The sequence below is a fragment of the Prescottella agglutinans genome (assembly GCF_004011865.1).
GTDB classification, from domain to species: Bacteria; Actinomycetota; Actinomycetes; order Mycobacteriales; family Mycobacteriaceae; genus Prescottella; species Prescottella agglutinans.
In genome coordinates this window covers 558,281-573,210 of record NZ_RKLP01000002.1, presented here as the reverse complement: position 1 = coordinate 573,210, position 14,930 = coordinate 558,281, and the positions used below count along the sequence as shown (strand labels likewise).

Below are 14,930 nucleotides of genomic sequence, written 5' to 3'. Positions count from 1 at the left end.
GCCCGCCCCTCTCGGGAGATCAGACCACTCGGATCGAACGTAGGCCCCGCCGCCGCCGTCGCGCAACGGAACCACGGTGTCCACTTACTGAGATCGTGGGAACACGCGGGGCCTCCGCGCTGGTTGCCCGAGTATGACTTCCATCGGTTCCGTACCCTCCGTAGCGCTGAGCGACGGCAATTCGATTCCGCAGCTGGGGTTCGGGGTGTTCCAGGTGCCCGACGATGACGCGTACACCGCCGTCTCCGAGGCGTTGAGGGTGGGATATCGAAGTATCGACACCGCCCGCATCTACGAGAACGAGACCGGGACCGGTCGGGCCCTCGCGGACTCCGGCGTGGCCCGCGAGGACCTGTTCGTCACCACCAAGCTGTGGAACGCCGACCAGGGCTACGACTCGACGCTGCGGGCGTTCGACGACAGCCTGGCCCGGCTGGGGCTCGAGTATCTCGACCTGTACCTGATCCACTGGCCGGCGCCCGCGCAGGACCGGTACATCGACACGTTCAAGGCGTTCCAGCAGCTGAAGGCCGACGGCCGGATCCGTTCGCTCGGCGTCTCGAACTTCGCCGCCCGGAATCTCGAGCGTCTGGTCGAGGCGGTCGGGGAGACGCCCGTGCTCAACCAGATCGAGCTGCACCCCGAGTTCGAGCAGTCACAGCTGCGTTCGGTGCACGCCGACATGGGCATCGTGACGGAGGCGTGGAGTCCGCTCGGGCAGGGCACCACCCTCGCGAATCCGACGATCCGCACACTCGCCGAGGCGCACGGCCGGACCCCGGCGCAGATCGTCCTGCGCTGGCACATCCAGCTCGGCAACGTCGTCATCCCCAAGTCGGTGACCCCGGCGCGCATCGCGAGCAACTTCGACGTCTTCGACTTCGAGTTGTCCGCCGACGACATGTTCGCGATCAGTTCCCTGGACAGGCCCGACGGGCGGCTCGGCCCGGACCCGGAGGCGTTCGGCTGACGAGTCCGGGGCGCGGTGTTCCTCGTCACAAGCGGCCGACGGCATTGCCGCGCGGGTTCACGCGGCCGTATATTCCACGCGGAATATTTGATGTGGAAGTGGGGTGGTGACGGTGCTCCCGCGATCGGCCACACCCCTCGGAATCTCGGTGCTCGCGCTGCTGTTCGAGCGACCCATGCACCCGTACGAGATGTACCAACTCCTCGTCACGCGCCGGAAGGACCGGATCGTCAAGGTCCGTCCCGGTTCGCTGTACCACTCCGTCGAGCGACTCGAACGCGACGGACTGGTGGCGGTCCTCGGCACCGACCGGCAGGGCAACCGGCCGGAGCGGACCACCTACGAGATCACCGTCGCGGGACGGCGCGCGGTGCGCGAGCGGGTCGCCGAGATCGTCGCGACCCCGGTACCCGAGTACCCCCAGTTCACGCTCGGTCTCGCGGAGTTGCACAACCTCGAGTCGGACCAGGCGCTGAACCTGCTCGACAGCCGGATCGAGGCGCTCGTCGCCGAACTCTCCGAACTCGACGAACTCTTCGAGTTCGCGCGGGGGCGCGAGGTTCCGGAGTTGTTCACCATCCCGTTCTCCTACACCCGGGCGATGACGCAGGCCGAACTCGAGTGGCTGCGCACCCTCGCCGAACGCATCCGCAGCGGTGACATCCCGTGGGTGACGGACGACCTCATCGAGTCCGCGAGGCTCGCAGACCAGAAGGGCAACCGATGAAAACCGACTTCCGGCCGTGGCCGGCCCTGTGGGCCCTCTGTCTGGGCTTCTTCATGATCCTCGTCGACAGCACCATCGTCGCCGTCGCGAACCCCGTCATCACCGCGGAACTGAACGCCGACGTCAACTCGGTCATCTGGGTCACGAGCGCCTACCTGCTGGCGTACGCGGTGCCACTGCTCGTCACCGGACGCCTCGGTGACCGGTTCGGCCCCAAGAACATGTACCTCATCGGCCTGGTCGTGTTCACGCTCGCCTCGCTGTGGTGCGGCCTGTCCGGCGGTGTCGAGATGCTCATCGTCGCCCGCGTCTTCCAGGGTCTCGGTGCGGCGATGATGACGCCCCAGACGATGGCCGTCATCACCCGGATCTTCCCGCCGGACAAGCGCGGAACCGCGATGGGCCTGTGGGGCTCGGTGGCCGGTGTCGCGACGCTGGTCGGGCCGATCCTCGGCGGCGTGCTGCTCGACAACCTCGGCTGGCAGTGGATCTTCTTCGTCAACGTCCCCGTCGGCGTGGTCGGATTCCTGCTCGCGTGGCGTCTCGTCCCTGCGCTGCCGACGAACAACCACAAGTTCGACATGGTCGGTGTCGCCCTCAGCGCGATCGGCCTGTTCTGCATCGTCTTCGGACTGCAGGAGGGCAACTCGTACGACTGGGACGGTCGTGCCTGGGGGCTGATCGGCGCGGGCGTCGTGGTGATGATCGCCTTCGTCTGGTGGCAGAAGGTCAACCGCAACGAGCCGCTGGTGCCGCTCGGGTTGTTCAAGGACCGCAACTTCTCCGTCGCCAACGTCGGTATCGCGACGATGGGCTTCGCGATCACCGGTGTGATGCTGCCGTTCATGTTCTACGCGCAGAGCGTGACCGGGCTGTCGCCGACGCGGTCCGCGTTGTTGATGGCCCCGATGGCGGTCGTCACCGGCATCCTTGCGCCGTTCGTGGGACGTCTCGTCGACAAGGCGCACCCGCGGATGATCGCGGGACCGGGCTTCCTCGTGTTCGCGCTCGCCACCGCGTGGCTCGCCACCAGGCTCACCCCGGCCACCCCGATCTGGCAGATCCTGCTGCCGATGGCGCTCATCGGCGCGTCCAATGCCTTCATCTGGGCGCCTCTCGCCGCGACCGCGACCCGCAACCTGCCGCCCGCGCATGTCGGCGCCGGATCGGGCGTCTACAACACCACCCGCCAGGTCGGTGCCGTCCTCGGCAGCGCTGCGATGGGCGCCCTCATGACGTCGCGGATCACCGCCGAACTGTCCACCCTCGGCTTCAGCAGTGGCGCGAAGGTGGGCGAGAGCTCCCACGTCGGTCAGCTACCGGAGATGGTCCGCGAGCCGTTCGCGACCGCGATGGCCCAGTCGGCGATGCTGCCGGCCGCCGCGCTCATGCTCGGGTTCGTGGCGGTGATGTTCTTCGTCAACCCCCGCAAGGGGCAAGCGGTTCAGGACGTTCCCGAGACGGCCGGCGACGAATCGGTGCCCGCCCACAACTGACTCGGTGTAAACGGCTCCGACCGCGCGTTTCGCGGTCGGCGGCCGGAGCTTTTCGTCCGCTCGCAGGTGAGGGTGCGTCGGGTCGGCGTCCTACAGACCCATCGACCGGGCGATCATCGGCCAGGAGTTGTGCAGGTCGTCCTTCCAGTAGCCCCAGGAATGCGTGCCGGTGGGCTTGAAGTCGAACGTGGCGGGGATCTTCAGATCGGCCAGACGGTACGCGAGGTTGTGCGTGCAGTAGTTGGTGGCGGCCTCGATCACGCCGCCGACGATGGCCTGGTTGGCGACTGCGAACGGGCGACCGTCGATGCCGGGGCCGTCGAGCGTCTCGTGCGGGCCGGGGAGCCCGGAGCCGGTGGAGATGTAGAGCTCGGTGCCGCGGAGCTTCTCGGCGTTGACGACCGGATCGTTCTGCACCCAGCCGGGGCCGTCGAGCGGTCCCCACATGTTGGTGATGTCGGCGCCCCCGCGGCCACCGGTCACGACCTGGATGGCGTTCTGGCCGGCCCAGGTGCTGGTCTCGGCGCAGCCGCTGTACGAGCCGACGCTCTTGTAGAAACCGGGCTTGGCGATCGCGTAGTTGAGCACCGAGGTGGCGGTCATCGAGATGGCGGCGACGGACTGCACCTTGTTGGTGCCGAACTCCTTGTCGATGACCGGCGGGAGTTCCTCGAGCAGGAACGTCTGCCACTTCTGACGGCCGAGCTTCGGATCGTCCTTCTGCCAGTCGGTGTAGTAGCTGAAGGCGCCCTCGAGCGGGGTGACGACGTTGACGTTCTTGTCGCGGAAGAAGTTCATGACATCGGCGTTGCGCTGCCAGGTGGCCGAGTCCTCGCCGCCGCCGGCACCGTTGATCAGGTACAGCGTCGGCCGGGGCTGGCTGCGGTCGGCCGGCAGGATGACCTCGAGGGGGATGTTGCGGCCCATCGCGGGCGAGTACACGAAGATGGTGACCTTGCGGTCGGAATTCTTCGTCGACTTCACCAGGCGGGCGCCGGCGGCGTCGAAGGCGGCGGGGGCGGCGGGGGCGCCGCTGTCGGCGGACGCCGTGGCCGGCACCGCGAGCAGCGACGCGGCCGCCACGACCACCGCGGCCGCCAGAACCCGGGCACGCCCGACCGTGGAATTCCTCATGTGAAAACCCTCCCCTTGCCGCCGGTACATCCGCGCGACCGGCCGTCGTCGTGGCGCCGAACCTCCCCCTGAGCACGGCATTCGGCCCGCACGATACCGGCCGCGACGCCCCGAGTGTCTCGATCGGCGCCGCGGGACCGAGATTCACCCGTGGATTCACACCACGGCGACCGGCGGTGGGGTCATCCCAGTGCGTGCTCACCGAGCAGCCGAGTCGGGGCCGCGTGCACCGAGCGTAGTTGCCGGAGACGGCTCGTCACGCGGGCGATGTCAGCTGCGGGACAGTCGATTACGGAGGGGTCGAAGAATCTCTCGTCCGCGAGGAAGACGACGCGGATGTCGTGGTCGTACAGGACGTCGACGAGGTTGACGAACCGCTGGCTCGCATCTCGGCCCGCATCGTGCAGGGTGGGTACGTCGCTGACGACCCAGTTGCGGTGCGACCGGGCGAGGGCGAGATAGTCGGCGGGAGCGGTGGTGGCGCCACACACGTCCGCGAAGGCGAACCACAGGCAGTCGTCGTCGGCGCGGAGGGCCGCGATCGGGTGGCCCGCGGGGCGGAGGCATCGACGCTCGTCGTCGCGGGGTCGCGTCAGTCCCAGTCGCGTCAGCTGCATCGGATCCCCGGGCGCGGCCCAGACTCCCGAGGCGAAACCCGTCTCCGCGTGGCCGGTGACGGTCCGGTAGTCGACGGGCCCGTCCACCGTCACGACGGTCATGGTCCGTTCGATGAGCGCGATCGTGGGCAGAAAGGTCTCGTGGAACAGGGGATTGGGCAAGAGGCCCGAGGGGGGCTGGTTCGACGTCACGACCAGCGTGACGCCGTGGTCGAGCAGTGCGGGGAGTAGGCGCTCGAGAAACTTGGCGTCGCCGATGTCGTGGACGTGGAATTCGTCGAAACACAGCAGTCGAACGTCGCCGAGGAGTACGCCGAGGCTCTCGCGAAGGTCGTGGTGGTGTCGCTGGAGCGTCGAGTGGAGGTCGTGGAAGAACTCGTGAAAGTGGATTCGCAGTTTGCGGTCGGTCGGCACGGCGGCGAAGTACGTGTCCATCAACCAGCTCTTGCCGCGACCGACCGGGCCCCACAGGTAGACCCAGCGGCCGTCGGCGTTCTCCAGTTCCGCGGCCGCCCGACGCTGGGTGGCGTCGAGCACGAAACCGCTTGCGCGCGAGGCCTCGTCGAACGTGCCGGGCGGGACTCGAAGCGTGGGTGGCCGGGTGCGCCGGAACAGTTTCATGGTGCGTGACTCTATCATCGTAGAGTCTGACAGGATGGAGACATGAGTCACCGTCCGTCGCGTCGCGAGTCGATCTGCGAGGCCGCCCTCGACCTCGCGGCCGAGGGCGGCAACCACGCCGTCACCCATCAGGCGATCGACCGGCGTCTGGGGCTGGCGAAGGGATCCACCTCGTACTACTTCCGCACGCGGGACGCGCTCGTGACCGCGGCGGTCCGACGTCTCGCCGAGCGTTCGCGGACCGCGTTCCTGGAGGGTGTGCCCGACGAGATCCCGTCCGTGGACACGGCCGCCGATCTGATCGCGGGGCAACTCGACCGCCTGCTCACCGACCGACGTCGCGACGTACTCGCGCGATATTCCCTCGTCGTGGAAGCGGTGGAGGACGAGGAACTGCGCGTCGCGATCGGTTCGTGTCTCTTCTCGGTGGACGCCGCGGTGGCGCTGATGTCGGCGCTCGGAGCGTCCGACCCGCGACTCGCCGCTCACGACCTGATCAGTCTGCTCGAAGGTCTGTTGTTCGACCTGACCTACGGATCGCGGTCGATCGCGCTCGGTGTCGCGGATCATCCTGCCGCACGACTACGTTCGACGATCCGCTTGTGGCTGGGCGCGCTGGCCGGCACGTGATGTGTCGGTGATTGTCCGAGGGGGTTGCTACGGTCCCTCGCATGGCAACTCCCGACGATTTCGACGCCCTCGAGCCGATCCGCCTCGTGACCGGCATCAGCAGTTTCAGCATCATCTACTCGCCGGGCGGACCGGAGTATCACCAGCACCGGTCGGCGCTGGAGGCGCACGGTATCGAAGGCTCCGGATACGACTTCTCCGGTGCGCTGCGTGCGGCGCTGACCGACCAGGCCCCGTCGACACTGGATGCGGTCGGGTTCGACCCCGAGGGAGGCATGGTCAGCGTCTACGGCAACGATCTCGACGCGCTGCTCGTCGCCGCCCAAACCTTGCACACCCTTGTTCTCGACAACGACGCGCTCCACGCCGCCCTCGCTCGCTCCGTCGAGCTCGGCTTCGACGACTGAAATGCGTCTCCCATTCGGTGAGGGATCGAAGCGCACAAAGTCATGAAACTTGATGCACGATTTCCAGCTGGGCACGACAGTGAGGTGCGTGAGCTGCTCGCTGCTTGGCGCGTGATCCGGAAACGCGTCCCCTTCGAATGGGATGACGCCACCGAGATGACACGATTCGTGCCGTCGCGCGATGCCGACCTGGCGCCGTTGGCCGGCATGCTCCGCGAGGCCGGCCTCGACCCCGACGCGACGGACGAGGTCGGACACGATTCATGTTGGGATCGGCTGCGCGCGAGGGCCGTTCAGTGGGACCTGCGTGCCGCTGCTGAAGCATTCGCCGCCTCGATGTGGTCCGCGCCCGGAGGATGGCGCAGCGTACTCCCGGCGGTTCTGCTTGCCACGTCGGCGCCGGAGCACGAGCTGACGCCGTGGAGCGAGCAGTCTGCAGACATGTGTGAGGTGTGCGGCTGGCGGACCGGTCGCCGGCAGGTCGTCGACGAGTGGGCATCGAGGATGGCGGGGACGACACCGCTGGACGGAGACCCGATCGGTTACGGTCTGGCGCTTTCGTGGACGGTGGGGGAGCGGCCCGTCGCCACCGACTACGATCGCTGGGTTCTCGGGGCGGTACGTGCGGTGATCAAAGCTCTACCGCCACAGACCCGACACGCAAAGGCGGCCGATGCGCTCAGGGCAGCCAAGATCGTACCGATGGACCGTTATGCGGCGGTCGGTTTCCTCGAGACACTCGCCCTGGTCGGCGTGCTGGCACCGATCGAACGCCCGGGACTGGCCGAGAGGTTCACTACGTATCGCGAACGGGATCAACGCCCGAACGTGCGTGTCGAACCGCAGGCTCCGCTGGCGTGGTGGAATTCGAGTGTCGGTGATCGTGGTTGGCGTGACGACGTGTTCGACCGCCTGTTCGGATCCCTTGATGTTCCGGTGGTCGATCTGGAAGCGCCGCAGCCGTCTCCCGTTCCGCCGTCGAAAGAGACCACGCTGGGTGGGCTGGCGGCGCGTGTACGCGCGTTGACACCGAGGCCTCCGAAGGTTGCGGCATCGATCGGCACCGGGCCGGCAGCGTCGGGTGACGTGTGGGCGGTGCGAGTGCGACCCGATGCGTGGGTCACGGTCTATGTGCACGAGATCATGCTCTCTCGGGACCGTCCCTACGCGAAGACGGAATTCCTCTCGGGAGTCTTCCCACAGATGCCCAGCGCCGATCAACTCGTGATGGTGGGGCAGCCGCGCACGTCGGGTCGAGATGTCAACTACGTGCACTCGCTGGAAAAGACGCCGTGGGTACGTCGCGTCGCACAAGGCATGCCGGCGCCGCACGCTTCCGAAACTCTGCCCGAGCGAGGTGGGTGGCAGGCGGCCAAGCAGCTCGTGCACCTCGCCGGATGGAACTTCACCGAGCTCTGAGATATCCAAACGAATCCGAGCCCTGGAGCGGCCGCGTTGCGGCTGCCCCAGGGCTCGGTCGACCGTCGAGATTCCTACCCGGCCACGGCGGCGGCGTCGTCGGCCGGGGCGCTCGTGCGGATCAGGTGATCGAACGCCGACAGGGCGGCGGTCGCGCCGGCACCGGCGGCGATGACGATCTGCTTGAACGGCACGGTGGTGCAGTCGCCCGCGGCGAACACGCCGGGCACCGACGTCTGGCCACGCTCGTCGATGACGATCTCGCCGCGCGCCGACAGGTCGACGCTGCCGGCCAGCCACTCGGTGTTGGGCAGCAGCCCGATCTGGACGAACACGCCCTCGAGGTCGACGGTGTGCGACTCGCCGGTCGTGCGGTCCTGGTAGGCCAGGCCGGTGACCTTGCTGCCGTCGCCGAGGACCTCCGTCGTCAGGGTGCTGAGCAGGACGGTCACGTTGGGCAGGCTCCGCAGCTTGCGCTGGAGCACCTCGTCCGCACGCATCGCCGAGTCGAACTCGATCAGCGTGACGTGCTCGACGAGGCCGGCGAGGTCGATCGCGGCCTCGACGCCGGAGTTGCCGCCACCGATCACGGCGACACGCTTGCCCTTGAACAGCGGGCCGTCGCAGTGCGGGCAGTACGTGACGCCCTTGTTGCGGTACTCGGTCTCGCCGGGCACGTTCATCGAACGCCAGCGGGCACCCGTCGACAGGATCACCGTGCGGGCGAGCAGCGAAGCGCCGCTTTCGAGTTCGATCTCGACGAGGCCGTTCTCGGTGGCCGCCGGGACGAGCTTGGCGGCCCGCTGGGTGTTCATCAGGTCGACGTCGTACTCGCGTACGTGGTTCTCGAGTGCCGCCGCGAACTTCGGTCCCTCGGTGTGGGGAACCGAGATGTAGTTCTCGATCGACATGGTGTCGAGCACCTGGCCCCCGAAGCGCTCGGCGGCGATGCCGGTACGAATTCCCTTGCGTGCGGCGTAGATCGCGGCCGCGGCACCGGCCGGCCCACCACCGACGACGAGCACGTCGAAGGGATCCTTCTCGGCGATCGCGGCGGCAGCGCGGTCCGCGGCGCCGTCGTCGAGCTTGTTGACGATCTCCGCGAGGCTCATCCGTCCCGAGCCGAACAGTTCGCCGTTGAGGTACACCGTCGGCACCGCCATGATCTGGCGGCCGTCGACCTCGTCCTGGTACAGCGCGCCGTCGATCGCGACATGGCTGACACCCGGGTTGAGCACGGCCATCAGGTTCAGCGCCTGCACGACGTCGGGGCAGTTCTGGCAGGACAGCGAGAAGTAGGTCTCGAAGTGGAACTGGCCCTCGAGCCCCTGGACCTGCTCGAGCAGCTCGGGCGCTTCCTTCGACGGGTAGCCGCCGACCTGGAGCAGCGCGAGCGCGAGCGAGGTGAACTCGTGGCCGAGCGGGATGCCGGCGAAGCGGACCTCGATGTCGGTGCCGCTGCGGCGAATGGCGAAGGACGGCCGTCGCGCGTCGTCGTCGCGGCGCTCGTAGGTGATCTTGTCCGACATCGCGGCGATCTCGGTGAGCAGTTCGGCGAGTTCGGCCGACTTGGCCCCGTCATCGAGGGAGGACACGAGCTCGATCGGCAGGGTCAGCCGCTCGAGGAGGGACTTCAGTTGGCCGGCAAGGGAGGCGTCGAGCATGCGGATCTCTCCATCCATGGGGGCGGACTGTGATCGGGATCGGACCTGTTTCGCCTGCGGTCCGGACAGGTGCGCCGGCGGCACGGAACACGCCGGCGGGGGTGGGGTCGAGCGCGGGCCCGGAGAGCCGGGCCCGCGCCGCCTGAAATGACTTACGTCAGTCGATGAGACTTACGTCAGATCTTGCCGACGAGGTCCAGCGACGGAGCGAGGGTCTCTTCGCCCTCTTCCCACTTGGCCGGGCAGACCTCGCCCGGGTGCGACCGCACGTACTGAGCGGCCTTGACCTTGCGCAGCAGCTCGGCAGCGTTGCGGCCGATGCCCTCCGCGGTGATCTCCATGAACTGGACCACACCGTCGGGATCGACCAGGAAGGTGCCGCGGTCGGCCAGGCCCTGGTTCTCGCGGAGCACCTCGAAGTTGGTGCTGATCTCCAGGGTCGGGTCGCCGATCATCGCGTACTGGATCTTGCCGATGGTGGCGGAGGAGTCGTGCCACGCCTTGTGCGTGAAGTGGGTGTCGGTGGACACCGAGAAGACCTCGACGCCGAGGCGCTGCAGCTCCTCGTAGTGGTCTGCGAGGTCACCGAGCTCCGTCGGGCAGACGAAGGTGAAGTCGGCCGGGTAGAAGAAGAAGATCGCCCACTTGCCCTTGATGTCCTCGTCGGACACGTCGACGAACGCGCCGTTCTTGTAGGCGGTCGCGGAGAAGGGCTTGATCTGCTTGTTGATCAGGGCCATTTGAACCTCTGTTCGGTCGGAGTTGGAACCAGACATTTGAGAGGTTAATCAACAACCATGGATAGTTCAAATCTATGGGATCTATCTCATAGATACCAATGTCCTATCAATGCCCTCGGGTGGTCGCTCGACTCCGGTGCCCCGCCCGCCTCGACCGCCGCACCATCGAATCCGTATGGGCGAACCGCGGGGGCATGCCGGGGTGGCGACGATCACTGCCCGGCGGATTCGTGAGCGGGGCCGCCCTTCTCGCGATACTCACAGCCGGATTCGGGTCCCCCGGGTGTCCGGAGTCGGTCGCGAACGCGTTCGTCCCCAGCGGGATCCGCCCGAGAACGATCCCCGCCGGGTGTCGGCATTTCGGCCGATGGCCTAGAACTGCGTGGGATCGGGCACCGGGTAGTCCTGTCCCTCGATGCGGAAGTCGGCGAAGTCGAAACCGGGAACGACGATGCAACTGACCAGTGCGGCCTCGTCCCCGGTCGGCCGTGCCCGCTGCCAGTGGCGCTGCGGCACCACCAACTGGGGATTCTGCCCGGACGAAATGTCCGGTCCGAGAACGTGCGTCGTGACGGGCCCCGGTGCGTCGTCGTCGCCGCCGAGTTCCAGTGCCAGCGGGCTTCCGCGGTGATACAGCCAGATCTCGGTGCCGCGCACCGCGTGCCATCGGGACTGTTGCCCGGGCTCGAGCAGGAAGAGGATCGCCGTCCCGGCCGAGCGGGCCCCGCCGAACATGTTCGGCAGTGCGACTCCGGGCAATTCGATGTCGCTTCGCCAGGTCTCGCAGTACCAGCCGCCTTCGGGATGCGGCAGGAGATCGAGAGTGCTGGCCCACTCGGGAAATCCGGTCACCAGACCATGATGACTGCAATGTTCGTGGATAGCGAGCGCACTCGCGGCGGGAGTGGTGAAATGGGCGACATGACCCACCCGAGTGGAGATTCGGTAGTCGGTTCGGATTCGACGGTCAGCGTCGAGTCGGTTGTCAGGGCGTTCGTGTACGGGTTCGCTCCGGTGTTCAACCTGTCGCAGGTGGAGCGGTTCGTGACGACGGGTGTCGGCGCGAATTCCGCGGCCCCCTTCAACTCCTTCAGTCACGCGCCGGGGCTGGCCGGTCCGGACGAGGAGTTCGTCTCGATCAACAACGACACCATCTACTCGATGGCGCAGCTCGACCTCAGCGTCGGGCCGCTGATCCTGGACGTGCCGGACACCGCGGACGCGTACTTCGTCCTGCAGTTCGTCGACGCCTGGACCAACAACTTCGCCTACATCGGTAAGCGCGCGACGGGGACCGAGGCCGGCCGCTACGTGCTGGTGCCGCCGGGGTGGCCGGGGGAGCTTCCCGCCGACGCCACGTCCGTGCACTGTTCCACGCGGATCGTGTCGATCGTCGGGCGGTGGGCCTGTGAAGGTCCCGACGACGTCGACCGGGTCCGTGAGCTGCAGGACCAGATCTCGTTGTGGCCCCTCGCCGCCGACGATCCCGAAGGGCTGCCGGAGCCGGATCCCGCGGTGCCGGAGGATCTGATGTTCTGGGAACGGCTGCGGCTGTACCTGCAGGCGTTCCCGCCCGGGTCGCGCGACGTCGCGCTGCAGCAGGCGTTCGCCCCACTGGGGCTGCTCGAGACCGGGCCGTCGCCGTACGTGAACGCCGACCCGGCCCTGGCGGCGGCTCTGGTGGAGGGTGCCGCACAGGGGCGGGCCAGGATCGAGGCGGCGCTGAAGTCGGGGTCCGGCGACGGGGTCGTGAACGGGTGGCATCGAGCGTTCCATCTGTTCGACTACAACGACGACTTCTTCGAGATCGGAACCATCGACAGCCCGGAGTGGCGAATCGCCGACCGGGCCAAGGCGATCGGGCTACGCGCGGCCGCAGCGATGGGCGGACTGTGGGGTAACCACGGATACGAGGCCGCGTACAGCCAGGTCTACACCGACTCGGCGGGCGACCAGTTGACCGGGGAACACACCTACACCATCACTTTTGCGCCGACACCGCCGGTGGACGCCTTCTGGTCGATCACCATGTACAGCATGCCGCACTTCTACCTGGTGGCCAACCCGATCGAGCGGTACTCGATCGGGGACCGCACACCCGGCCTCGTCTACGGCGACGACGGGTCGCTCACACTGACGCTGAGCGCGACCGAGCCCACGGATTCGACGGCCCGCGCCAACTGGTTGCCCACCCCCACCGGGGCCTTCCGGCCGTTGCTGCGCATGTACATTCCGCACCAGACGGTGCTCGACGGCAGCTACGAGACGCCGCCCGTCGTCCGGGTGGATCCGCACTCCTGACCCTGGGACACCCCCGCCGCGAATAATCGCTGTCGCTCGGATCGTCGTCGTGCCAGACTGGCCAGCCGATCCACCAGACACGAGCGAGGACGGGAAGGACGGCACCGCGATGACCGCATCGAATCTCACTGTTGCGCAGACGATGCAGTCGTCCCGCTGCATTCACTGACGCGCGCCTGTCCGCGTCGTCCGCCGTCCGCGCACCCCTTCCACCACCGTCCCCTCGAATCGAGGCCTCGTTGTCATGCCCAGCCGTGCCCGCACCGCGATCACGCCCCGCACCTGGATGAACAGCCGGGTGCGCGTGCTGAACTCGACGTTCGACGAATTCGACGTCGTCCCGGCCGCCCGAGCGGTGGTGCTCGTCGTCGAGAACGTCGCCGTCACCGTCGTCGAACACACCCCGCGTTTCGTCGTGCGGTCCCAGCGCTGCGCTGTCGCGCTGCCGGAGACCGTCCGACTGGTCGAGTACGTGCACACGCCGCCACGGCCGGTGGTCGACGACGACACCCGCGCGTGCTTCGCGACGGTGCTGCAGCGGGACCGTCACCGGTGTGCCTACTGTGGCACGCCCGGTGCCCGGACCGTCGATCACGTGCAACCCCGAAGTCGCGGCGGCGCAGACACTTACGGCAACCTGGTCGCGGCGTGCGCGAGCTGCAACCAGCGCAAGGCGGACCGGACCCCGGAGGAGGCCGGCATGCCGCTGCTGTGGGTGCCGCGCGCACCTCGCGACGACATCAAACGGCAGCGCCGGATCTGGCGTGACCTCGCTGCTCTGCCCGACCATCCCGTCCTCGAAGGGAGGAGATCCCCGTGACCGCAGTGCCGACCCTTGCAGGCTTCCTCACCGCCGCCGATCCGACGCGATGGGAGGAGGCGGCGTGCCGAGGAGATGCCCACCCGGATCGGTGGTTCCCGGATCCGAGCGAGTCGTACGACTACGCCGCCGCGGTGTGCGCACGATGCCCCATCCGGGCCGGGTGTGCCGCGTACGCGGCCGGAACCCGGCAGTCCGGGGTGTGGGGCGGCCGCGAGTACCGGGGCGGCGCAGTGGTCCGGTGACCGGCCCGCCGGCTCACCGCGCGAGGAATCGGGTCAGTTCCCGGGCCGCGGCGCGGCCGGCGCGGTTGGCGCCGATCGTCGACGCCGACGGCCCGTAACCCACCAGGTGGATCCGCGGGTCGGCCGCCACCTGCGTCGCGAGCCGGCCGGTCATGGTGATGCCGCCGCCGGGACCGCGTAGGCGCAACGGGGCCAGGTGGTCGAGTGACGAGCGAAATCCCGTGCACCACAGGATGACGTCGGCGTGCTGCTCCGATCCGTCGGCCCATCGGACGCCGGTCTCGGTGATCTTGGAGAACATCGGCAGCCGGTGCAGCACGCCGCGGTCGCGGGCCGCCCGGATCGCCGGGGTGACGGGCAGCCCCGTCACCGAGACCACCGACCCCGGCGGAAGCCCGCGACGCACCCGATCCTCGACGAGCGCGACTGCGGCACTGCCGATCTCGGGGGTGAACGGCTCCTCGCGGAACTGTGGTTCGCGGCGGGTCACCCACGTCGTGCTCGTGACGCACGAGATCTCGTCGAGCAGTTGGACCGCGGAGATCCCGCCACCGACCACGATCACGTGCTCACCCTCGAACTCGCGGGCCGAGCGGTAGTCGCGGGTGTGTAGTTGCCGGCCCTCGAACCGCTCCGCGCCCGGCACCGACGGGACGAACGGTCGCTCCCAGGTTCCCGTCGCGTTGACCAGCCCGCGGGTCAGGTACGTCCCCTCCGGGGTCTCGACCGCCAGTCGCTCGCCACGGTCGCACACGACGGTCGCATGCACGGGCCGGTGCACCGGCAGTTCGAACCGCTTCTCGTAGAGACCGTAGTAGTGGGGGACGGCGTCGGCGGCCTGCACGGTGTCGGTGTCCGGTCCGAGGGTCTCCGCGAACGCCATGCCGGGCAGGTCGTGCACGCCGTTGACGGTCCGGAGCGTCAGCGACGGCCAGCGGAACTGCCACGCGCCGCCGGGACCGGGCGCGTGATCGAGGACCACGAAGTCGCGCTCCGGAGCAAGCCCGGATCGGCGCAGGTGATAGGCGGTCGACAGGCCGGCCTGGCCGGCTCCGATCACGACCGCCTCGAGCTCGGTGTCCATCCCGCTCCGTTCTGTCATAGCCTGAATTCGGCGCAACGCTCGTGACGGCTCCGTT

15 protein-coding genes are annotated in these 14,930 nt (G+C 68.1%); 9 read left to right on the top strand and 6 right to left on the bottom strand.

Annotated features, from left to right (window positions below):
* The first annotated feature begins 133 nt into the window (after positions 1 to 133).
* The 3 genes from EGT67_RS06685 to EGT67_RS06675 all read left to right on the top strand — a co-directional run bounded on the left by EGT67_RS06685 (position 134) and on the right by EGT67_RS06675 (position 3,193).
* A complete protein-coding gene (locus EGT67_RS06685) occupies positions 134 to 970 on the top strand; it encodes an aldo/keto reductase (protein WP_127915261.1) in 837 nt (278 codons plus the stop codon).
* Between the two features lie 112 nt (positions 971 to 1,082).
* Positions 1,083 to 1,697 (top strand): PadR family transcriptional regulator, encoded by a 615-nt coding sequence (locus EGT67_RS06680; RefSeq protein ID WP_127915260.1) that lies wholly within the window; start codon positions 1,083 to 1,085, stop codon positions 1,695 to 1,697.
* Positions 1,694 to 3,193 (top strand): DHA2 family efflux MFS transporter permease subunit, encoded by a 1,500-nt coding sequence (locus tag EGT67_RS06675; protein WP_127915259.1) that lies wholly within the window; start codon positions 1,694 to 1,696, stop codon positions 3,191 to 3,193. The genes EGT67_RS06680 and EGT67_RS06675 overlap by 4 nt, the downstream gene beginning before the upstream one ends.
* A 90-nt stretch (positions 3,194 to 3,283) precedes the next feature.
* Here the strand turns inward: EGT67_RS06675 and EGT67_RS06670 are convergent, their stop codons facing one another.
* Positions 3,284 to 4,327: an alpha/beta hydrolase gene (locus EGT67_RS06670; protein ID WP_127915258.1), complete on the bottom strand. Its 1,044-nt coding sequence runs from the start codon at positions 4,325 to 4,327 to the stop codon at positions 3,284 to 3,286.
* 182 nt (positions 4,328 to 4,509) lie between these two features.
* Positions 4,510 to 5,565, bottom strand: a complete 1,056-nt coding sequence (zapE, locus tag EGT67_RS06665; protein WP_127915257.1) for a cell division protein ZapE — start codon at positions 5,563 to 5,565, stop codon at positions 4,510 to 4,512.
* A 42-nt stretch (positions 5,566 to 5,607) separates the two neighbouring features.
* Here zapE and EGT67_RS06660 point away from each other — a divergent pair, with 42 nt between their 5' ends.
* From EGT67_RS06660 to EGT67_RS06650, 3 genes are all read left to right on the top strand, one after another.
* Positions 5,608 to 6,195, top strand: a complete 588-nt coding sequence (locus EGT67_RS06660) for a TetR/AcrR family transcriptional regulator (RefSeq protein WP_127915256.1) — start codon at positions 5,608 to 5,610, stop codon at positions 6,193 to 6,195.
* A 41-nt stretch (positions 6,196 to 6,236) separates the two neighbouring features.
* Entirely contained in the window at positions 6,237 to 6,602 is a 366-nt protein-coding gene (locus EGT67_RS06655; protein ID WP_127915255.1) for an Imm51 family immunity protein, read from the top strand.
* 84 nt (positions 6,603 to 6,686) lie between these two features.
* Complete coding sequence (locus EGT67_RS06650; protein ID WP_127915254.1) at positions 6,687 to 8,021, top strand: hypothetical protein; 1,335 nt, start codon at positions 6,687 to 6,689, stop codon at positions 8,019 to 8,021.
* A 74-nt stretch (positions 8,022 to 8,095) separates the two neighbouring features.
* Here the strand turns inward: EGT67_RS06650 and ahpF are convergent, their stop codons facing one another.
* The 3 genes from ahpF to EGT67_RS06635 all read right to left on the bottom strand — a co-directional run bounded on the left by ahpF (position 8,096) and on the right by EGT67_RS06635 (position 11,277).
* The gene (ahpF, locus tag EGT67_RS06645; protein WP_127915325.1) at positions 8,096 to 9,685 is read right to left on the bottom strand and encodes an alkyl hydroperoxide reductase subunit F; all 1,590 of its coding nucleotides are present in this window, start codon (positions 9,683 to 9,685) and stop codon (positions 8,096 to 8,098) included.
* A 176-nt stretch (positions 9,686 to 9,861) separates the two neighbouring features.
* Positions 9,862 to 10,425, bottom strand: a complete 564-nt coding sequence (gene ahpC, locus EGT67_RS06640) for an alkyl hydroperoxide reductase subunit C (RefSeq protein ID WP_127915253.1) — start codon at positions 10,423 to 10,425, stop codon at positions 9,862 to 9,864.
* A 372-nt stretch (positions 10,426 to 10,797) separates the two neighbouring features.
* Positions 10,798 to 11,277, bottom strand: a complete 480-nt coding sequence (locus EGT67_RS06635) for a cupin domain-containing protein (RefSeq protein WP_127915252.1) — start codon at positions 11,275 to 11,277, stop codon at positions 10,798 to 10,800.
* Positions 11,278 to 11,346: 69 nt separating this feature from the next.
* Between EGT67_RS06635 and EGT67_RS06630 the strand changes: the two genes are divergently transcribed.
* From EGT67_RS06630 to EGT67_RS06620, 3 genes are all read left to right on the top strand, one after another.
* Entirely contained in the window at positions 11,347 to 12,726 is a 1,380-nt protein-coding gene (locus EGT67_RS06630; RefSeq protein ID WP_127915251.1) for a DUF1254 domain-containing protein, read from the top strand.
* A gap of 244 nt (positions 12,727 to 12,970) precedes the next feature.
* The gene (locus EGT67_RS06625; protein ID WP_127915250.1) at positions 12,971 to 13,546 is read left to right on the top strand and encodes an HNH endonuclease; all 576 of its coding nucleotides are present in this window, start codon (positions 12,971 to 12,973) and stop codon (positions 13,544 to 13,546) included.
* The gene (locus EGT67_RS06620) at positions 13,543 to 13,791 is read left to right on the top strand and encodes a WhiB family transcriptional regulator (protein ID WP_421958097.1); all 249 of its coding nucleotides are present in this window, start codon (positions 13,543 to 13,545) and stop codon (positions 13,789 to 13,791) included. Before EGT67_RS06625 ends, EGT67_RS06620 begins: the two co-directional genes overlap by 4 nt.
* Before the next feature lie 13 nt (positions 13,792 to 13,804).
* Here the strand turns inward: EGT67_RS06620 and EGT67_RS06615 are convergent, their stop codons facing one another.
* A complete protein-coding gene (locus EGT67_RS06615) occupies positions 13,805 to 14,875 on the bottom strand; it encodes an NAD(P)-binding domain-containing protein (RefSeq protein ID WP_127915323.1) in 1,071 nt (356 codons plus the stop codon).
* Between the last annotated feature and the right edge of the window lie 55 nt (positions 14,876 to 14,930).